General features: G+C 71.2%; 19 protein-coding genes and 1 tRNA gene. 9 read left to right on the top strand and 11 right to left on the bottom strand.

Going from position 1 to position 19,386, the window contains the following annotated elements; translation table 11 throughout:
• Positions 1 to 12: 12 nt before the first annotated feature.
• On the bottom strand, positions 13 to 792 hold the full coding sequence (gene otsB, locus JOD51_RS06525; RefSeq protein WP_204607545.1) for a trehalose-phosphatase: 780 nt from the start codon (positions 790 to 792) through the stop codon (positions 13 to 15).
• Positions 785 to 2,377 (bottom strand): alpha,alpha-trehalose-phosphate synthase (UDP-forming), encoded by a 1,593-nt coding sequence (gene otsA, locus JOD51_RS06520; protein ID WP_204607544.1) that lies wholly within the window; start codon positions 2,375 to 2,377, stop codon positions 785 to 787. The genes otsB and otsA overlap by 8 nt, the downstream gene beginning before the upstream one ends.
• A 159-nt stretch (positions 2,378 to 2,536) precedes the next feature.
• On the opposite strand from otsA, the gene JOD51_RS06515 reads away from it, so the two are divergent.
• Positions 2,537 to 3,508, top strand: a complete 972-nt coding sequence (locus tag JOD51_RS06515; protein ID WP_204607543.1) for a magnesium transporter CorA family protein — start codon at positions 2,537 to 2,539, stop codon at positions 3,506 to 3,508.
• 19 nt (positions 3,509 to 3,527) lie between these two features.
• On the opposite strand, the gene JOD51_RS06510 is transcribed toward JOD51_RS06515, so the two are convergent.
• A complete protein-coding gene (locus JOD51_RS06510) occupies positions 3,528 to 4,679 on the bottom strand; it encodes an SLC13 family permease (RefSeq protein WP_204607542.1) in 1,152 nt (383 codons plus the stop codon).
• Between the two features lie 101 nt (positions 4,680 to 4,780).
• Between JOD51_RS06510 and JOD51_RS06505 the strand changes: the two genes are divergently transcribed.
• Positions 4,781 to 4,972: a hypothetical protein gene (locus JOD51_RS06505; protein ID WP_110904698.1), complete on the top strand. Its 192-nt coding sequence runs from the start codon at positions 4,781 to 4,783 to the stop codon at positions 4,970 to 4,972.
• A gap of 96 nt (positions 4,973 to 5,068) precedes the next feature.
• Here JOD51_RS06505 and JOD51_RS06500 read toward each other — a convergent pair whose 3' ends face one another.
• Entirely contained in the window at positions 5,069 to 6,253 is a 1,185-nt protein-coding gene (locus tag JOD51_RS06500; protein WP_204607541.1) for a mechanosensitive ion channel family protein, read from the bottom strand.
• A 128-nt stretch (positions 6,254 to 6,381) separates the two neighbouring features.
• Between JOD51_RS06500 and JOD51_RS06495 the strand changes: the two genes are divergently transcribed.
• Together JOD51_RS06495 and JOD51_RS06490 are read left to right on the top strand one after the other, a co-directional pair.
• Positions 6,382 to 7,923, top strand: a complete 1,542-nt coding sequence (locus tag JOD51_RS06495) for an amino acid permease (RefSeq protein WP_204607540.1) — start codon at positions 6,382 to 6,384, stop codon at positions 7,921 to 7,923.
• Positions 7,924 to 7,999: 76 nt separating this feature from the next.
• Complete coding sequence (locus JOD51_RS06490; protein WP_204607539.1) at positions 8,000 to 8,305, top strand: hypothetical protein; 306 nt, start codon at positions 8,000 to 8,002, stop codon at positions 8,303 to 8,305.
• Between the two features lie 120 nt (positions 8,306 to 8,425).
• On the opposite strand, the gene JOD51_RS06485 is transcribed toward JOD51_RS06490, so the two are convergent.
• The 4 genes from JOD51_RS06485 to JOD51_RS06470 form a co-directional block, all read right to left on the bottom strand.
• Positions 8,426 to 8,638 (bottom strand): SCO4848 family membrane protein, encoded by a 213-nt coding sequence (locus JOD51_RS06485; protein WP_204607538.1) that lies wholly within the window; start codon positions 8,636 to 8,638, stop codon positions 8,426 to 8,428.
• A 225-nt stretch (positions 8,639 to 8,863) separates the two neighbouring features.
• The gene (locus JOD51_RS06480) at positions 8,864 to 9,790 is read right to left on the bottom strand and encodes a hypothetical protein (protein ID WP_204607537.1); all 927 of its coding nucleotides are present in this window, start codon (positions 9,788 to 9,790) and stop codon (positions 8,864 to 8,866) included.
• Entirely contained in the window at positions 9,787 to 10,251 is a 465-nt protein-coding gene (locus JOD51_RS06475; RefSeq protein ID WP_204607536.1) for an ImmA/IrrE family metallo-endopeptidase, read from the bottom strand. The genes JOD51_RS06480 and JOD51_RS06475 overlap by 4 nt, the downstream gene beginning before the upstream one ends.
• Entirely contained in the window at positions 10,248 to 10,688 is a 441-nt protein-coding gene (locus JOD51_RS06470; protein ID WP_204607535.1) for a hypothetical protein, read from the bottom strand. Before JOD51_RS06470 ends, JOD51_RS06475 begins: the two co-directional genes overlap by 4 nt.
• A gap of 58 nt (positions 10,689 to 10,746) precedes the next feature.
• Between JOD51_RS06470 and JOD51_RS06465 the strand changes: the two genes are divergently transcribed.
• Entirely contained in the window at positions 10,747 to 11,397 is a 651-nt protein-coding gene (locus JOD51_RS06465) for an IMPACT family protein (protein WP_204607534.1), read from the top strand.
• A gap of 122 nt (positions 11,398 to 11,519) precedes the next feature.
• Entirely contained in the window at positions 11,520 to 14,972 is a 3,453-nt protein-coding gene (locus JOD51_RS06460) for an SdrD B-like domain-containing protein (protein WP_204607533.1), read from the top strand.
• Between the two features lie 398 nt (positions 14,973 to 15,370).
• Here JOD51_RS06460 and JOD51_RS06455 read toward each other — a convergent pair.
• Positions 15,371 to 15,446 (bottom strand) — tRNA-Lys (locus tag JOD51_RS06455).
• Positions 15,447 to 15,558: 112 nt separating this feature from the next.
• Here JOD51_RS06455 and bcp point away from each other — a divergent pair.
• On the top strand, positions 15,559 to 16,029 hold the full coding sequence (gene bcp, locus JOD51_RS06450; RefSeq protein WP_204607532.1) for a thioredoxin-dependent thiol peroxidase: 471 nt from the start codon (positions 15,559 to 15,561) through the stop codon (positions 16,027 to 16,029).
• Between the two features lie 45 nt (positions 16,030 to 16,074).
• Here bcp and JOD51_RS06445 read toward each other — a convergent pair whose 3' ends face one another.
• Positions 16,075 to 16,494, bottom strand: coding sequence for a hypothetical protein (locus JOD51_RS06445; protein WP_204607531.1), 420 nt, complete (start codon positions 16,492 to 16,494; stop codon positions 16,075 to 16,077).
• Between the two features lie 266 nt (positions 16,495 to 16,760).
• Between JOD51_RS06445 and JOD51_RS06440 the strand changes: the two genes are divergently transcribed.
• A complete protein-coding gene (locus tag JOD51_RS06440) occupies positions 16,761 to 17,009 on the top strand; it encodes a WhiB family transcriptional regulator (protein ID WP_022904217.1) in 249 nt (82 codons plus the stop codon).
• A gap of 172 nt (positions 17,010 to 17,181) precedes the next feature.
• On the opposite strand, the gene JOD51_RS06435 is transcribed toward JOD51_RS06440, so the two are convergent.
• Positions 17,182 to 18,687 carry a sensor histidine kinase gene (locus tag JOD51_RS06435; RefSeq protein WP_204607530.1) on the bottom strand — a complete coding sequence of 502 codons (1,506 nt, stop codon included), beginning with the start codon at positions 18,685 to 18,687 and terminating at the stop codon, positions 17,182 to 17,184.
• Between the two features lie 135 nt (positions 18,688 to 18,822).
• On the opposite strand from JOD51_RS06435, the gene JOD51_RS06430 reads away from it, so the two are divergent.
• Positions 18,823 to 19,308, top strand: coding sequence for an Rv3235 family protein (locus JOD51_RS06430; RefSeq protein ID WP_204607529.1), 486 nt, complete (start codon positions 18,823 to 18,825; stop codon positions 19,306 to 19,308).
• Positions 19,309 to 19,386 lie beyond the last annotated feature (78 nt).

The following is a 19,386-nucleotide window of genomic DNA, read 5'->3' as shown; positions in this document are numbered from 1 at the left end:
CGCGTGGCCGGGTCAGCGGGTCGCCCGCGCCCGCGCCAGCTGCTTCAGCACGTCGGTCAGCGCCCCGGGGTCGGCCACCCGGTGGGTGGCCAGGGTGTCGCCCTCCCCCACCTTCACGCCGACGTCGCCGTCGTGGAGCACCCGGAAGGCGTCCTCGTCCGTGACGTCGTCGCCCGCGAAGAACACGGCGTCCGCACCACGGAGGGCACGCAGGCGCTCGATCGCGTCGCCCTTCGTGACGTGCCGGACCGCGAACTCCAGGATGTCCTTGCCCCCGCGCTCGAGCACGTCGGGGTCCGCGTCGTGCGCCGCTCGGCTGGCCTCGGCGTTCGTGGCCGCGGCTTCCTCGGCGCCGACCCGTCGGGTGTGCACACCGTGGCCGGCGGGCTTGTGCTCGATGACGACGCCCGGGTGCCGGTCGCCGACCTCGTCGAGCGCCGCACCGATGCGCGCCACCCGGGCGGTCTCGTCCGGGGTCAGGGCGTCCGCGTCGTGGCCGTCGACCCGCCACTCGACGCCGTGCGAGCCGATCAGCGCCATGCCCTCGGGTGCGTGCGACACCTCGGCCAGGCTGCCGAGCGGCCGTCCGGAGACCAGCACGACCTCGGTGTCCCGAGCACGCTGCAGGGTGAGGACCGCCGCCCAGCTGCCGGGCAGGGCGCCGACCTGGGAGGGGTCGTCGGCGAAGGGTGCGAGCGTGCCGTCGAAGTCGAGCGCCACGAGCAGTCGCGGCGCAGCCGCGAGCGTCTCGAGGGCCGGCACGAGACCGCTGTCCGTCGTCTGGTCAGGCATCACGGTCCTCCCGGGTGTCCTCGGCGGCGCGCGCCTTCTGCGCGTCCTGGTCGAAGATCGACGTGCCGTCGGTCTGTGCCTCGCGGTGCGGCTCGCCCTGCTCGACCGACTCCGCGTCGATCTGGGCGCCCTTCGGCGCGTGCCGGTCGAGGGCTTCGAGGAACGAGCGCGACCACCGGGCCACGTCGTTGTCCTTGACGCGCTTCCGGAGGGCACGCATCCGGGTCGAGCGCTCGCGGCGCGGCATCTCGATGGCGCGCTGGATCGAGTCCTTGAGCGCCCCGATGTCGTGCGGGTTGACGATGACGGCCTGCTTGAGCTCGTCCGCTGCTCCGGCGAACTCGGACAGGATCAGGACGCCGTCGTTGTCGTGGCGGGACGCGACGTACTCCTTCGCGACCAGGTTCATGCCGTCACGGAGGGCCGTGACGAGCATGATGTCCGCGGCCAGGTACAGCGCGACCATCTCCTCGCGCGGGTAGCCGTGGTGCAGGTACGAGATCGGCTGGTGGCCGATGACGCCCAGGTCGCCGTTGATGCGACCGACGCTGAGCTCGATCTCGTCGCGGAGCATCCGGTACGTGTCGACCCGTTCGCGGCTCGGGCTGGCGACCTGGATGAGCGCGGCATCCTCGACCGCCAGACGGCCGTCCTCCACCAGTTCGCCGAACGCCTTGATGCGGTGCCGGATGCCCTTGGTGTAGTCGAGCCGGTCGACGCCGAGCAGGACGGTCTTCGGGTTGCCGAGGCCGTCGCGGATCTCCTTGGCGCGCTGCTGCACCTCGGGCCGGCGGGCGATCTCCTCGAAGCTCTCGGCATCGATCGAGATCGGGAAGTGCCGGGCCTCGACGTGCCGGACCGTGATGCCCTTGCGGCTGCGCGGCGCCTTCGGGTCGTCGACGGGCACGTCCACCGTCGAGCCCTTCGTCGTGTAGCCCTTGATGTGCCGGACCGCGCGGAGGAAGTCGCTGGCGTCGTCCTGGCGCTGGAACCCGATCACGTCGGCACCGAGCAGACCGTCGAGGATCTGCGCGCGCCACGGCAGCTGCGCGTAGATGCCGACCGGCGGGAACGGGATGTGGTTGAAGAAGCCGATCGTCAGGTCGGGGCGGAGCGCCCGGAGCAGTGCCGGTACGAGCTGCAGCTGGTAGTCCTGCACCCAGACGATGCCGTCCTGCTCGACGATCTCGGCGATCTGCTCGGCGAAGCGCTGGTTCACGCGCTTGTACGCGTTCCACCAGTCGCGGTGGTAGCTCGGGTGCTCGATGACGTCGTGGTAGAGCGGCCAGAGCGTGTCGTTGCTGAAGCCCTCGTAGTACTCCTGCACGTCGTCGGCGCTGAGCGGCACCGGGACGATGTGGATGCCCTCGTTGTCGAACGGCTCGACGGTGACGTCCGGCTGCCCGACCCACCCGACCCAGGCGCCGTCGTTCGCGCGCATCACCGGCTCGAGTGCGGTGACGAGGCCGCCCGGCGAGTGCCGCCAGCCCTCGGTGCCGTCGTCCTCGACGACGCGGTCCACGGGGAGGCGGTTGGAGGCGACGACGAAGGCGTAGCGCGTGCTGTCGGTGCGGTCTGCGGGCATGGGTGGCGGGTGCTCCGTTCCTGCCCGGCGGCCTGCCGGGGCGTCGGGACCGAAACTACCAGCGCGTGGGCGACCGGGCTGAGGGGACGCTCACCCGTGCCCGGCCGGGAGGCGCGGGGCCGGGTCCGGCACGCAGTCCTCCGTCACTAGGCTCAGCCCATGGTCGAGACCCGCTGCTGGCAGGACGGTTCGTCGGCGGAGCGGGACTTCCCCGTGGAGCAGGTCTCGGACCTGGTCGCCCGCGACGGCGCCTTCGTGTGGATCGACTTCACCGACCCGCAGCCCGCGGACCTCGAGCAGGTGCAGGAGGAACTGGGCATCCACGTCCTCGCGGTGGAGGACGCCGTCGAGAGCGGACAGCGGCCGAAGCTCGACCGGTACCGGGACAGCCTGTTCCTCGTGGTCTACGACGCCCACGGCCCGGGGAAGGACGGCGCGATCGTCACCCACGAGGTGAAGGCCTTCGTCACGAAGCACGCCCTCGTCACGATCCACGGCGCAGACTTCGACACCGCGGCCGTCCAGCGCCGGTGGGACGCGAACAGCGACCTGGCGGACCACGGCGTGCCCTGGCTGCTCTGGGGGCTGCTCGACGCGGTGGTGGACCACGCCACGAGCGTCCTCGAGACCATCGAGCGGGACATCGACGCGCTCGAGGACGACCTGTTCGAGACCGGCGACCCCCGCGAGCAGCAGATCCAGCGCCGCTCGTTCCGGCTGCGCAAGGCACTCGGGGTGCTCCGCCGACTGGTCGTGCCGACCCGGGACAGCGTCGGCTCGCTGCTGCACGGCGACGCCGAGACGATCATCAACGGCGTCCGCCCCTACTTCCGGGACGTCGAGGACCACCTAGTGTCCATCGCCGACTCCGTCGACCAGCAGCGGGACGCGGTGTCGAGCGTCCTCGACACGAACCTGAACCTGGCGTCGAACCGGCAGAACACCGTGATGAAGAAGGTGACGAGCTGGGCGGCGATCATCGCGATCCCGACCGGCATCACGAGCTTCTTCGGGCAGAACGTGTCGTTCCCCGGCGAGGGGGCCTGGAGCGGGTTCTGGGCGTCGATCGCGCTCACCGTGGCCTCGTCACTGGTGCTCTACCGGTCGTTCAAGCACCGCGACTGGCTCTGAGCCGCTGCCCCGAGCGGGATCAGATCGCGAGTGCGAACACGCCGGCGACGACCGTCAGCGGCGCCACGATGCAGCCGAGCGCGATGTAGCGCCCCCAGGACAGGTGGATGCCCTCGGCCGTCAGCCGCGCGTGCCACAGCAGCGTCGCGAGCGAGGCCCACGGCGTGATGAGGCAGCCCGCGTTGACACCGACGAGCAGCGCCGCGTAGCGCAGGGCCTCGTGTCCCGCCGCGGGCTCGAGCACCAGGTAGGCGGGCAGGTTGTCGATCGCGTTCGCCGCCACCGCGCCCGCACCGCCGAGGAGCAGCAGGGAGCCGCTGCCCGTGCCGCCACCGAGGGCGTGCACGATCGGGTCGGTGACGCCGGTCGCGTGCAGGGTCTCGACGACGACGAAGAGCCCGGCCGCGAAGACCAGCGTCGACCACGGCACCCGCGACGGCCTGAGCTCCGACGGCGCCCGGAAGGCGGCGACGACGACGAGCAGGACCGCGGCGGCGACGGCGGCCACCCAGACCTCGACGCCGGCGGTGAGCGCGACGACGAGGGCGACGAGCACCGCGGAGGCCGCCCAGAAGAACACCGGGTCGGACGCCTTCCGCAGCCCCACCGGCGTGTACCGGCCGAAGAGCGACCGTCGGAACACGACGAGCAGCACCGCGCACGGCACGACGACCCCTGCGAGCGCGGCCCAGACCATCAGGCCGGCGAACGGCAGCGGCCCGTCGAGTCCGATCTTGTCGACGGCGAGCAGGTTCGTCAGGTTCGACACCGGCAGCAGCAGGGACGCGGTGTTCGCGAGCCACACCGTGGTCAGGGCGAACGGCATCGGCGGCAGACCGACCCGACGCGCCAGCGTGATGACGATCGGCGTGAGCAGCACCGCGGTGGTGTCGATGGACAGGAAGACCGTGCAGAGCACGGCGAGGACGACGACCGCGCCCCACAGGCCGATGGTCCGTCCGCCGCCGACCCGCGCGGCGACGTCGGCCAGGCGGTCGAAGACCCCGGCGTCCGCGGCGAGTTCGGAGACGATCGTCAGGCCGAGGACGAAGCCCAGGACCGGCAGCACGCGGGCGGCGAGGGCGGCGAGTTCCGGCAGCGGCAGCAGGCCGAACGCGACGCACACCGCCCCGACGGCGAGCAGGACGGCTCCGATGACGGCTTGGCGCACGATGTGGCTCCTCAGTTCTCGCACCGGAGGACCCTTGTGCGCCCGGCGGCGCTCCAATGTAGCGCCCGGTAACGTGGCCAGGACGACGACAGGAGGAACCCGTGCGGAAGTTCATGTTCAGTGGTGCGGTGTGGGGCTCGCTCATCAGCGGCTACAGCGTGCTGCAGACGTCCAGGCGCGGACCGCGCGACTGGCGACTCGCCCTCACCTGGGTGGCGTGGCTCGCGACGACGATCGTGGCGGTCGGGACGGTCGTCGAGGACGACCGTGCGGTGAAGTCGAAGCAGCGCTAGTCGCGCTGGGTCGCGACGCGACCACCGACGCAGACGGGAGGCCCGGTACCAGCTGGTACCGGGCCTCCCGTCTGCGTCCTGGCGCGCCCGGCGCGTCTACCGGGTCCGGTCGGGCGGGACCTCGTCGGCGTGGATGCCGGAGGTCTGGATCGGCCCGGTGAAGAGGGCGGAACGTTCGTCGCCCTCGCCGAACAGCTGCGAGTCGGTCTCGCTGCGACGACCGCGTCGGGTCGGCGGCGTGCGGGTCGGCTCGGTGAGCTGCACGCGCTGCAGCGGGAGCGCGTCCGGGTGGTGCCGCTGCACCCACTCGACCATCTCCTCGCGGACGTAGCAGCGCAGGTCGAAGAGCCCGCCGGCGTCCGGGGCCGTGACGAGGATGCGGACCCGGACGAACCCGCCCACCGCGTCCGTCACCTGCAGCACCTTCGTGCGTCCGTCCCAGATCGTGCTCGTGGCGAGGATGCGGTCGAGCTCCTCGCGCATGTCGGACGGGCTGACCCGCCAGTCCAGGTCGAACTCGACGGCGCCGAGGAGCTCACTGCTCGTCCGCGTCCAGTTCTCGAACGGGGTGCTCGTGAAGTAGGTCGACGGCAGGACGAACCGGCGGTCGTCCCAGAGGTGCACGACCACGTAGGTGAGGGTGATCTCCTCGATCCGGCCCCACTGCCCCTCGACCACGACCACGTCATCGACGCGGATGGAGCCGGAGAAGGCGAGCTGCATGCCCGCGAAGACGTTGCCGAGCGTCGACTGGGCGGCGAGACCGGCGACGACCGAGATGAGACCGGCGCTGGCCAGGACGCTCGCGCCGGCGGCCTCGACCCCGTCGAAGGTCAGCAGGATCGCACCGACGGCGATGATGACGAGCAGGGCGACGGTGAGCCGCCGGATGATGAGCACCTGGGTGCGGATGCGGCGGGCCTGCCGGTTGTCGGGCACGTCGATGCGGAAGCGGTGCAGCCCGAGGTCCTCCAGGAAGATCGCGACCTGGCACGCGAGCCAGCAGCCGGTCGCGATCGTGACGACGAGGAAGCCGTGTGCGACCTCATCCCGCCACGGGAAGGCCTCGGCCTTGCGCGGGATGCTCGAGGCGAACGCGACCCAGAGCATCGCGACCAGCAGCACGGTGCGGAAGGGGTGGCGCGTCCGACGCGAGAGGACGTCGGCCCAGCGTTCCCGGCGCGCGATCGCCCGGAGGACCAGGTGCAGGACGAGGGCGACCACGGCGGTCACGAGCAGGGCGACCCCGATCGCGACGAGCAGTCGGAGGAGGATGTCCATGCCCCCATGCAACCAGGTCCGCGTTCAGGAACGGGCCACCCTCGCCTGTGCGGACGCTCAGCCCGGCGGATCGCCCGAACGGGGGGTTGCGTGTTGCCGCGGTCGCGAGCGCCTGTAGGTTGTCGCGCATGACAGCGCAGAACGACACGGGTGCGAAGCCGGCCCCGGCGAACGACTTCTCGCACGAGCAGGAGGGCTACCAGCACGGGTTGAAGCCCCGCCAGCTGCAGATGATCGCGATCGGTGGGGCGATCGGCACGGGGCTCTTCCTCGGCGCTGGCGAGCGATTGCACAACGCCGGACCGGCGCTGGCGATCACGTACCTGATCGCGGGCGTCTTCGCCTTCTTCATCCTGCGGGCCCTCGGCGAGCTCGTGCTGCACCGGCCGTCCTCGGGCTCGTTCATCTCGTACGCACGGGAGTTCTACGGCGAGAAGTTCGCCTACGCCGCCGGCTGGATGTACTTCCTCAACTGGGCGATGACGTCGATCGTGGACACCACGGCCGTCGCGGTCTACCTGAAGTACTGGTCGGCGTTCACGGCCGCACCGCAGTGGCTGCTCGCCCTCATCGCCCTGGTCGTCGTCCTGGCGGCGAACATGGTCGCCGTGAAGGTGTTCGGCGAGCTCGAGTTCTGGTTCGCCCTCATCAAGGTCGCCGCGCTCGTCGCGTTCCTCGTGGTCGCGATCATCTGGCTCGTCTTCGCGTTCCCCGTGGAGACCGGCGGCGAGGCGGTCCGCACCGGCTTCTCGATCTGGGGTGACAACGGCGGCATCCTGCCGAACGGTGTGCTGCCGGCCGTCCTGGTCATCCAGGGCGTCGTGTTCGCCTACGCCGCGATCGAGCTCGTCGGCACCGCGTCCGGCGAGACCCAGGACACCGAGAAGGTCATCCCCCGCGCCATCAACTCCGTCGTCTTCCGCATCGCGGTGTTCTACGTCGGCTCGATCGTGCTGCTCTCGATCCTGCTGCCCTACACGGCGTACAAGAAGGGCGAGAGCCCGTTCGTGACGTTCTTCTCGTCGCTCGGCAATCCGCACGTCGGGGTCATCGTCGGCTCGATCATGAACTTCGTCGTGCTCACCGCCGCCCTGTCCTCGCTGAACGCCGGGCTGTACTCGACCGGTCGCGCGCTGCACTCGATGGGCATGAACGGTTCCGCACCGAAGTGGACCACGAAGATGTCGAAGGGCGGGGTGCCGTACGCCGGCATCCTGCTGACGGCCGCGTTCACCGTCGCCGGCGTCGTGCTCAACTACTTCGTCCCCGGGCAGGCGTTCGAGATCGCCCTGAACATCGCGAGCCTCGGCATCATCACCGCGTGGGGCACGATCATCCTCTGCCAGATGAAGCTGCGGCAGTGGGCCAAGCAGGGGCTCGCGAAGGAGCCGACGTTCCGTCTGCCCGGCGCTCCGGTGACGAGCTGGCTGACCCTGGCGTTCCTCGCCGCGGTGATCGTGCTGATGGCGATCGACTACCCGATCGGCACCTACACGATCGCGTCCCTCGTGGTCGTCATCCCGCTGCTCGTCGTCGGCTGGTTCCTGCAGCGCGACCGCATCCTGCGCATCGCCTCGCTGCGGCAGGGCATCACCGGGCCGTACCCGGTGAACGGTCGCGACCCCGCCGCCCAGGTCCGCCGCCGCGACGGCGGTGACGGCACCGTCTGAACCGCGACCGACAGCAGGAAGCGCACGACCGGCACGACGGTCGACCGAGTCCGGCACCCGCAGGTACGATCAGCGGGTGCCGGACTCTCCTGTTCTCCCGACGCTCGACCTGCAGCACACCTGGCGTGGTGCGCTCTGCCGGGTCCGCGTGTTCCGCGACCGCGTGACGGCCGAGACCAGCTACGAGCGCGAGACCCTGCTGCCCGTGCCCATGGAGGCCGTCAGCGGCTGGCGCATCGAGGAGTGCGACTTCGACGCGGTGTGCGTCGAGTTCGTCACGATGACCGAGATCTGGCGGGTGCTGCTCTCCCCCGCGGACGAGTCGCTCGCGGACATGGCGTTGCGGACGGCGCTCGGCGCGCCGATGCCGGCGGCGTCGTAGCGGGGCCGACGTGCGCGCCCGCTGACGGGAGGCGCGGGGCGGGGCCGCCACGGGCCTCCCGTCCGACGCGTGCGCGGCTGGGTGCGTCCCGCTGGCCGCTCGGTGCATCCCCTGCCGACGTCAGACGAGCAGCAGTACCGCGGCGACGACCGAGGCGGCGGCGATGCCGAGCCCGATGAGCATCAGGATGAAGTGCACGCGCCAGAACGTGGTCGGGTGGCCGGCGGCGTCACGGGCACGGGTGTCCTTCGCGACGCGCTGGAAGAAGCGCGGCCAGGCGATCACGTTGAAGACGGCACCGATGAGCAGGACCACTGCGGCGAAGACGAGCACCCGACGATTGTACGTCCGGGCCTCGGCCGCCCCCCACGACCGGCCGAGACCCGCGACCACACCAGGTGTAGCACGTGCTACAGAGCCTACACGAGGGCCGGGCGGGCCCCGACGAACCGGGGTGGATCGGCGCCGAGTGTTCACGAGGACCCTGCTCAGGCGGTCACGAGGGCTCCGCTCAGGCGGTCGCGAGGATCCTGCTCGAGCGGTTCCGGGGGACGCAGCTCAGGCGCTCGCGAGGACCGCTTCCGCCTCGGCGAGGGCCGCTCGGTCCGCCGCGTCGAGGGGCCGGCGACTCCGTCGTGCGCCGTCGTTCACCTCGACGATGAGCCGACTCAGCCGCGTCGCCGGGTCGTCCGAGTCGGGGTACTCGTTGTCGGTGCCGAGCCGGGCGTGCACGGGCTCGAGGCGCTGGAGCGCCCGGGCCAGTGCGGCGGCGCGTCGCCCCTGCCCGACCCGGTGTCCGACGACGAGCAGGAGCATGCCGGAGGCGACCAGCAGGACGGCGCCGGGTGTCGTGACGTCGTACGGCAGGCCCAGGGCGTGCGTGACGTCGATCCGGCCGGCCACGTGCGCCAGGTCCATCACGGCGACGACGACCATCCGGACGGCACCGAACGCACCGCCGGCCACGAGTGCCCAGAGCCCGACGCGGTCCAGGCCGGTGCGTGCCTCCCGGATGCGCAGGACGCAGATGATGCCCGTGGCACCGAGCGCCAGACCGAGGTAGGTGGTCTGCGCGATCGAGTAGACGGCCGCCGTCGGCTGGTTGCCGACCGAGAGCATGAAGGCGGTCGTCGTCGGAACCGGGTCGAGCGTGGAGAACGCCAGGACGATGAGCACCAGGACGACCGAGCACGACGCGACGACGACGTTCCGCATCCAGGTCCGCGCCGCCCCCACGGCCTTCGCGACGCCCCAGAGCAGGGTGCTCGTCCCGAGGACCATGAGCACGTCGCAGACGAGTGTCAGGACGTTCCGGCCGCCGAGCAGCGGGTCGACCGCGCGGTAGAGCGGTCCGACGCCGGCGACGATCGTGGCCGAGAACAGCAGGAACGTCATCGTGAGCGTCCGGTCCTGGCCGCGCTGCAGCACGGCCAGGACGACCGTGCCGACGACGAGCAGGACCGCCTGGAGCAGCGCGAGGATCACCCGAAGACCCCGCGGAACGCGCTGGGACGCTCGCGGTGGCCGCGGATGAGCTGCGCGAGACGGTCCGCGAAGTGCTCGGCCTGGCGTTCGTACTCGTTCTCGAACAGGCCCCGGGCGAGCGCACGTTCGACCTTGTACTGCGGCAGGTCCGGGATCAGCGCGCGGATCGCCGCAGCTTGGGGTGCTGACTCCTGGTGCCCGTGCAGGACGTGGCCGAGCTCGTGCCCGATCACGAACGCGCGGAACGTCGGGGACGGCGTCGGCGAGATCATCACGAGGTGCTGGTGCTCGAGCGTCGCCACGAACCCGCACACCGGCTCGTCGGCCAGGAACGCCTCTTCACGGACCCGGATCGGCTTGCCGACGAGCTGCTCGGCGGCGGCGACGGCGTCCTCGACACCCGTCCAGCCCGCTTCGGCCCCCATCTGCCAGAAGCGCTCGAGGATGCGCGGGTCGCTCATGCAGCACCGCCGCGGCGCGACTCCTGCTCGATGACCTCGGCGATGCGCCGGAGGGCGTCCGGGGAGAGCTCCCCGGGGAAGGTCCGCGCCGCGAAGCCGCTGACACGTGCCGACCGGATCGACCGGACGAGTGCGAGCTGCGCCCCGATGCGGTCCGGCAGGTCGGTGTCCTCGAGCAGGAAGGCGTCGTCGACCTCGAAGAAGCCGGCGAGCAGTCGGAGCAGCTGGGTGTCGCTGTTCCGACGGCCGTCCCCGGACACCATGTAGGTCCACTTCGCCCGCGAGAGCGATCCGCCGTGCTCGTCGACGTACTGCTCGATCTCGGCGAAGGGCACGGGCGCGCCGCGCTGCGTCTCCTCGAAGTCGAGCAGCAGGTTGAGCCGGCGCGCGAGTTCGCCCGCGTCGAGCACGCCGCCCTTCGGCAGTGATGCCGTCATCGTCGCCCCCTTCGATCCCCGTGCCGGACCACTGTACCGCGCGACTACCCTCGGAAGGGTGTCGCGCCGGTACCCCTCGACCATCGCCGGCCCGGTCGAGCACGAGTTCGTCGTCTCCCGCTCCCGGTTCGTCACGACCGCCCACCCGGCTCCCGACCCGGCAGCGGCCGAGGCCGTCGTCGCCGAGGTCCGTCGGCGGTCCTGGGACGCGCGACACCACTGCACCGCCATGGTGACGGGCGTCCTCGGGGACCAGGCACGGTCCTCCGACGACGGTGAACCCTCCGGCACCGCCGGGGTGCCGATGCTCGAGGTGCTCCGACGCCGCGACCTGACCGACGTCGTCGTGGTCGTCAGCCGGTGGTTCGGCGGGGTGAAGCTCGGGGCTGGCGGGCTCGTCCGCGCCTACTCGACCTCGGTGTCCGGAGCGCTCGACCAGGCGACGGTCATCCGTCGCGCTGCTCGGACGCGGGTGCAGGTCGCCGTCCCGCACGCCGACGCCGGACGGGTCGACAACGCACTCCGGGCGTGGGTCGCGCGCCACGACGCCACCGCGGACGACACCGTGTACGGCGAGCAGGCGGTGTTCACGCTGTGGGTCCCACTCGACGGTGTCGCGACGCTCGAGGCGGAGCTGGCGAGCGTGTCCGCCGGGGCGCTCGTGCCGGTCCTCGGGGAGGAACGGGTCGTCGACCTGGCTCCGAGCTGATCCTCCGTGTCCTCGCGCAACATTTCGTGTTCCAATACCTCGTACTGCATTCCTCTGCCGGTCTAGCATCGCCCGGGTCATCGGCCACCGATGCCCGAACCGATCGAACAGAGGGAGTCCCCATGCGCCCACGCGCCACACCGCGTGCCGCGCTCGCGCTCGCCATCACGCTCGCCGTGACGAGTCCGAGCGTGGCCGCAGCCGCCACGTCGACCGACCCACCCGCCAGCACCACCGGGGCGACCGTCGGGCTGGCCGTCGAGATCGCGAAGGACGGCAACGGCCCCTTCACCCCGGACGACGGCCCGGGCGGCGACCGGGACGCCACCAACGGGATCGTGCGCACGCTCGACGCCGTCACCTACCGCGTCACGATGAACTCCACCGGCGGCACGAGCACCAACGAACGCTTCACCCTCTCGGCCCCGGCGGGCACGTCATGGGTCGGCGTCCCCGGTCCGTGCCGGGGCGCCGGGTCGTCGATCGACGGAGCAGACCTGGTGTGCAACCTGGGTGACGTCGCCGAAGGACACGCGGTCGCCGTCCCCGCAGTGCTCGACGTCTCCGGCGACCTGCGGCACGGCGACACACTCGCCGTCGCCGGCACCGGGACCGCGGACGGCGCCGAGAACGGCACGGTCACCACGGTCTCCCCCACCACGACGGTCTCGGCCGCGCCCCGCTACAACCTCAGCAAGAACATCAACGGCTCACGCCTGGACGCCGATGCGCTCGGCCCGGACGGCACCACCCACGGCATCCAGCTGGTCTACCCGATCACGGTCGACTGGCAACCGGTCGTGCCGGGCCAGGGCCTGCTCGGCTTCGAGCGGAGCGCCGGACCGATGACCTTCACCGACGACCTCTCGGAGATCCTCGGCGACCTGCCCTCCGACGCGGTGCTCTGGAACGGCGGGCACCCCGCCTGCGGCGTCAACGACGTCACCGACTGGCGCTTCGGCAACCTGCCCGGTGGTCGCGGTGGCACGGCGAACAGCGTGACGGACTCCGGCGCGATCACGTGCGAGCAGGACAGCGCCGGCGAGCCCGTGTCGGTGACGATCACCGGAACCGTCACCGACCCCACCCATCTCCCCACGACCGGGCTGACCGGTGCGCTGACACAGCCGAACCGGTCCTACTTCGTCTCCGGCTACCTGTCCGTCTGGATGCCCACGCCGCCACCCGGCACGAGCGTGGACTCGGTGAACACGTACTCGCCGCTGCGGACCACCTCGATCAGTGGAGCCCCGAACTTCCCCGGGTCCACCGAACCCCTCGGCGACAACCGAGCGGCACGCAACATCGTCGAGTTCGGTCCCGGCGGTGGCTACAAGCGCCTGTACCGGGTGCACGGCGATGGTGCGAGCGTGTCGGCCGGTTCCGCGCGGGAGGGCGATCCCTGGGTGACACCCGGCATGGTGCTCCGCAGCGACGTCGGTGCCACGAACACCGGCCTCCGCCCCCGTGACGGCGTCGTGCTCTGCGACACGTTCGACCGCGCCACCCAGCGGCTGACCCGCGTGGGTCCCGGCAGGGTCGCTGCGCGGACCGCGGGCCTCACCGGCGGGACCGTGCAGTACGCCGCGTACGACATGACCAGCCCCGAGGAAGGCCAACGACAGGCGACGTGCGACGACGACGACGGCCCCTGGTACGACCAGCCCGAGGACGTGCCGGGAGGCCTCGACGCGGTCGGGGCGATCCGCGCCACCGGGGGCGTCCGAGGCAGCACGACCGCCGTCCTCTTCTCGTACGTCGTGACGCGCGACGTCGCCGACGGCACCCGAGCCCGCGACTTCGGTCACCTGCGGTTCGGAGCCGACCAGCCCTGGATCCACGACACCGCCTCCGACCCGGTGCTCGGGGCCGGCAGCCTGTCCGACAGCGTCCTCGTCACCGAGGACCTCGCCCGGGTCACGAAGAAGGTCGTCGACGCCGGACACGACGCCACCGACACCCCGGACGCGACCCGGTTCGCCGTCGCCGGCAACACCCTCGACTACGCCCTCTACCCGTCGCTCACGAACGGCAACACCACGGGCAAGCCGTCCGACGTCACGGTCCGTGACGTCCTGCCGCCGAACGTCAGCTACGTCGCGGACAGTGCGACGCCCGCTCCGGAGACCGACACGATCACGGACGCCGACGGTGCGCAGCGGCAACGCCTCACCTGGACCCTCCACGACGTCGACCCCAACACCGAGCTGACCCCGATCACCTACACCGCCGAGGTGTCGACGTCGGCACCCGCGGCACCCGTCACCAACGAGGTCGTCATCGCCTCGCCGAGCGACCGGTCCGACGAGCGGTACCGTCGGGCCGAGCGCGCCGTGCAGATCGTCACCACCGGCGGGGTCGGCGTCCGGGAGACCGCCCTGGAGCCGGTCGTCGTCACGGGCGACGACCTCAGGTGGCAGCTCGACTACACGAACACCGACGCCAGCGCGATCGACCACGCGGACCTGATCGACGTCCTCCCGTTCCGCGGAGCCGGCGGGGACTCGTCGTTCCACGGCTCCGTCGGCCTCGCTGCACCGATCCCGATCGACGCTGCTGCCGACGAGTCCGTCGAGTACACCGCAGCGGACCCGGGCGACGTCGCCCTCGACGGATCGCACCCGTCGAACCAGCCGGGCGGTTCGACGAACTGGTGCGCGGAGGCGGACTTCGGCACCGCGGGGTGCCCCGGCACGCTCGCCGACGTCACCGCGTTCCGTCTCCAGCGAGGTGCTCCCGTCGCGGCCGGCGCGACCGTCACACACCGGATCGCCCTGCGGACCGACGGCCAGCACGACGGCGACCGCTACACGAACCGGTTCGGCCTGCGCGCCTCGAACCTGGCACTGGCGGTGCTGTCGAACGCGGCGACCGTCCGTGTCGTCGCCGGTGCCCTCGGTGACCACGTCTGGACCGACGAGGACGGCAACGGCATCCAGGACGCCGGCGAAACGGGCCTCCAGGGCGTCGACGTCCGACTGACCGGCACGGACGACCACGGCGACGACGTGGACCGCACCACGACGACCACCGCCGACGGCGACTACCGCTTCGGCGCGCTCCGACCCGGGGCGTACACGGTCACGTTCCGAGCCCCCGAGGGGCGCGCGTTCACCCGCCAGCACGCCGGCACGGACCAGGCAGTCGACTCCGACGTGGACCAGGACGGCCGCACGGCGGAGACGACCATCGCACGTGTCACGGCCGCTGGTGGCGAGCTGGAGGGTGTGCAGCGGCTGGACACGATCGATGCCGGAGTCCTGCCCGCGAACGACGTGGTCGATCCGCCGGGTACCGTCGACCCAGGCTTCACCGTGGACCCGACCGATCCCGCGAAGCCCGTCGACCCCGTCGGCCCCGTTGATCCGGACGTGCCTGGCGGGTCCGGGTCCGTCAGCGCATCGCCTGCGCCGGAGCCGGGTACCGGGCGGGGCTCGGCTGCCGACGCGACGACGGCCCGCGGAACACTCGCGTTCACCGGCAGCTCGGGGCTCCTGCTCCTCAGCACGGTGGCGATGCTGCTGGTCGTCGTCGGCGGCGTCCTCGTATGGCGCCGACGGCTGCGGCGGCGCTGAGCTCCGGCAGGCGGGGTGCTCCGGTCCGGAGGGACCCCGCCTGCCGTGATCACCACCGGACCTGCTGCGGCTCCGGCTGAGGATCCGGCTCCGGCTCCGGTTCCGGCTCCGGCTCCGGGGCTGGGTCCGGAGCCGGGCTGGGGCTGGGCTGGGCTGGGGGCGGGGGCGGGGGGCGGATTCCCCCGCGGACGACGCGACCTCCCGTGGCTGCCGAGGCAGCCTCCCGTGGCTGGCGAGTGCACTGAGCGTGCGCGCCCGCTGCACCCGCCGAGCCTGCCGAGCACGCCGAGCGACTCGTGGGCCACCGGCACCTCGGGCGCGGCGCGGAGCGCACGCGGCGCAGCACCGGCCGCTCCGCAACTCAGAAGACCCCGACCGGATCGGTCGGGGTCTTCGTGTGGTGCACCCCCTCGGACTTGAACCGAGAACCCACTGATTAAGAGTCAGTTGCTCTGCCAATTGAGCTAGAGGTGCGTGTGTGGAGTTGTTCTGGCGCTTCGGCGTGAGCCCCGCGACGGGAATCAACAATAGCATGACTTCGGTGCGCCCCTGACCACCCGGGGCGCCGAACGAACAGGAGCACCACTTGAGCGACCGTCTCGCCGCCGGCGACACCGCCCCCGACTTCACCCTCCCCGACCAGGACGGCACCGAGCACTCGCTCGCCGACCTCCGGGGCCGCAAGGTCATCGTGTACTTCTACCCCGCAGCCTCCACCCCCGGGTGCACGACCGAGGCCTGCGACTTCCGCGACAACATGTCGTCCCTGCAGGCCGCCGGGTACGAGGTGCTCGGCGTCTCGAAGGACGAACTGCCCGCCCTGCAGCGGTTCCACCACGAGCAGGCACTGAGCTTCCCGCTGCTCAGCGACCCGGACCTCGCCGTGCACCGCGCGTACGGCGCCTGGGGTGAGAAGAACAACTACGGCAAGATCGTCACCGGCACGATCCGGTCGACGATCGTCGTGGACGAGGACGGCTCGGTCCAGCTGCCGCTCTACAACGTCAAGGCCACCGGGCACGTCGCGAGCCTGCGGAAGAAGCTCGGCCTGCTCTGACCGCGTCCGGACCCCGGTCCTCGCGCCGTGCTGCTGGGAGTTCCCTCAGTCGCGTCGCGCGAGGACCGCGGTCACGGACTTCGAGAGCACCAGGGTGATGGCGAGCAACGCGGGGATGAGCAGCGCCCACCCCACGGCCGGCACCCGGAACACGCCCTGGAACGCGCCGATCGCCAGCGCACCCTGCAGGACCTGCCAGACGACGATTCCGCTCCGGACCCACGCCCGGCCGCGCCGCAGTCCGACGAGCATGGCGCCGAGCCAGAGGGTCGCGACGACCGCGAGGACGAGGAGCGCGACCGCCGATGCGATGCTCGCAGCAGGGGTCGTGAGCAGCTCGACGAGCAGGAAGACGGTCACCGCTGCCATCGCCAGGAACTCGAGTCCGACGACGACGATGAGCACGAGGAGCGCAGCGGGCCGCCCCCGGGGGACGACCTGGTCGTCCGGGATGGTGTCAGGCACAGCGATCCTCCAGCAGTGAAACCCTTGATTTGGCCATACCAGTATGGAACGATGTTCGAGGTCGTTTGGACGGCACGATGTGGTGTGCGTCTCCCGTGGTTCGACGCTCCTCCCCCGAGCGTTCTGCGGGTGTCGAACTCTCCCCGAGCGGGCTCCTCCCCACAAGGAAGCCTCCCGTACATCACATGAGCATGTGCAGAGTCCCGATCCCCCGAGTCACGGCCCCGGCCTGCCGTTCGAGCATCTAACGCAAGGAGCACCACCACATGGATTGGCGTGACCAGGCAGCCTGCCTCACCGCGGACCCCGAGCTCTTCTTCCCCGTCGGGAACACCGGCCCGGCCGTCGACCAGATCGAGAAGGCCAAGTCGGTCTGTGCTCGGTGCACCGTGACCGAGATGTGCCTGCAGTACGCACTCGAGAACAACCAGGACTCCGGTGTCTGGGGTGGCCTCAGCGAGGACGAGCGTCGCGCGCTCAAGCGCCGCGCCGCCCGCGCCCGCCGAGCCTCCTGACGCAGCAGGACTGCCAGACCGTCTGACGCCCGCCGTGCCCCCCGGGGCCGGCGGGCGTCGTCGTGCCCGGAGTCGCCGCGTGCCACGACCGCGCGCCGCGTCCGTTGGACACCGGTGTTCCTCGTTCGCATCGCGACATGACGCGGCGCGGAGGACGAACACCGGTGTTCCGCTACGCAGCCGTACCGGCGGTCAGCCAACGGAACGGGATCGAGATGGTCACCTCGGTGCCGCTACCGGTGAGCGTGTGCCAGTCGATGGTGCCGCCCAGCTCACCCTGGATGAGCGTGCGGACGATCTGCGTGCCGAGACCGGAGCCGACCTTGCCCTCGGGCAGCCCGACGCCGTTGTCCCGCACCTGGATCTCGATGTGGTCGTCGTGGCGGTTGGCGACGATCTCGACCTCACCGTCGCGGCCGTCCAGCCCGTGCTCGACGGCGTTGGTGACGAGTTCGGTGAGCCCGAGAGCGAGCGGGGTGGCCGCCTCGGATGGGAGGACACCGAACTCCCCCGTCTTCTTCGGGTGCACGGTCGTGTTGTGGGACGCGGCGACCTCGGTCACGAGCTTGAGCACGGAGTCGAACACCTCGTCGAAGTCGACCGTCTGGCTGAGCCCCGTCGACAGGGTGTCGTGCACGACGGCGATCGCAGCGACCCGGCGCATCGCGTTCTGCAGTGAGGTGCGCGCCTCGTCGGAGTGTGTCCGTCGGGCCTGGATACGGAGCAGCGACGCGACGGTCTGCAGGTTGTTCTTGACCCGGTGGTGGATCTCGCGGATCGTCGCGTCCTTCGTGATGAGCTCACGCTCCTGGTGCCGCATCTCGGTGACGTCACGGCAGAGCACGACGGCGCCGATCCGCTCGCCGTGGTCGCGGAGCGGGATCGAGCGGAGCGTCACGGTGACACCCTTCGCCTCGATGTCAGCGCGCCACGGAGCACGCCCGGTGACGACGAGCGGCAGGGACTCATCGACGTCGAGCTGTGCCCCGAGGAGCTCGGTCGTCACCTCGGCCAGGGACTTGCGCTCGAGTTCGCCGTCGAAGCCCATGCGGTTGAACGCGCTGAGGCCGTTCGGGCTGGCGAACGTCACGACGCCGTCGGTGTCCAGGCGGAGCAGGCCGTCGCTGGCGCGCGGAGCCCCACGACGGGGACCGGCCGGGGCGCCGAGGTCCGGGAAGTCACCGGTCGCGATCATGCCGAACAGGTCGTTCGCGCTCGCCGTGAAGTTGAGCTCCTGGCGACTCGGGGTCCGGGACTCGTCCTGGTTCGAGTGCCGCGTGACGACCGCGATCGGGCGGTCGGTGGTCTGCGCGCTCTTCGCCGACAGCCGTCGGAGGACGGGGATCGCGCGGACCCGGGTCGGGGTGTCCTCGTACCAGTCCGGCTCGGCCGAGTCGACGACACGGCTGCCCGTGAAGCTCTGGGTGACCTGGTCACGCCACTCTTCGCGGATCTCCTGCCCGACGATGTCGCGGTAGAACAAGGTCGCCGCCGAGGACGGCCGCGCGTGCGCGACGGCCACGAAGGTCGAGTCGTCCTTGGTCGGCACCCACAGCACCATGTCGGCGAAGGACAGGTCGGCGAGCAGCTGCCAGTCACCGACGAGCAGGTGCAGCCACTCGACGTCGGCTTCGGAGGAACGGCCTTGTGCGAGGACGAGGTCACTGAGGGTCGACACCCGATCAGTCTAGGTGCGCCCCCGCGAGACGACCGCGTCCCGCTGTGGAGAAGAACGCACTGTCCACAGGTCGCTCGTTTCGTCCGTATGTGATGTTCCACGAACCCTACGCTCGGCCTGACGAAAGGGGCCGGAGTGGCGGACAACGCACGACGGATCGACGAGGAGCCGGACGGGCACGGCACAGCCGCCGGGCTGGATGGCCTCCACGACGACCACGCGGAGCACGAGGGACACGATGACCAGCATGAGAACGGACCACCGGGCACGGTCGCCGCGGGGCTGCCGGACCCCGGCGAGACGGCACGCTCGTTGGCGCTCTGCGTCGCGGAGATCCTGACCGGTGCGCGCGAGGTCGAGACGATCGCGCGCTGGATCACGGAAGAGGTCCAACGACACCTGCAACACCGCGCTGCACTCGCGGCACGGGCCCGTTCAGCCGCTCGCCGACGCCGCCACCGTCCGGTGATCCGCGTCGGCAGCGTCGTCGTCAGCGTGCCGCGCGACGGTGTCGCCGAAGCCGCGGTCGTCGTGCACACCCGGAGCCACGCTCGCGCGGTGGCCATCCGGCTCGAGGAGCGCAAGGGCCGGTGGCGAGCCACCGCGATCGGCGTGCTCTGACGACGTCGCCGCCAGCGGACGGCCGGCCGGCCGGACGAAAGACGGCACGACGACGGACGGGAGGCCCGGTACCAGCTG

This window comes from Curtobacterium herbarum (genome assembly GCF_016907335.1).
GTDB lineage: Bacteria > Actinomycetota > Actinomycetes > Actinomycetales > Microbacteriaceae > Curtobacterium > Curtobacterium herbarum.
This window is presented reverse-complemented; position numbering and strand designations above follow the sequence as displayed.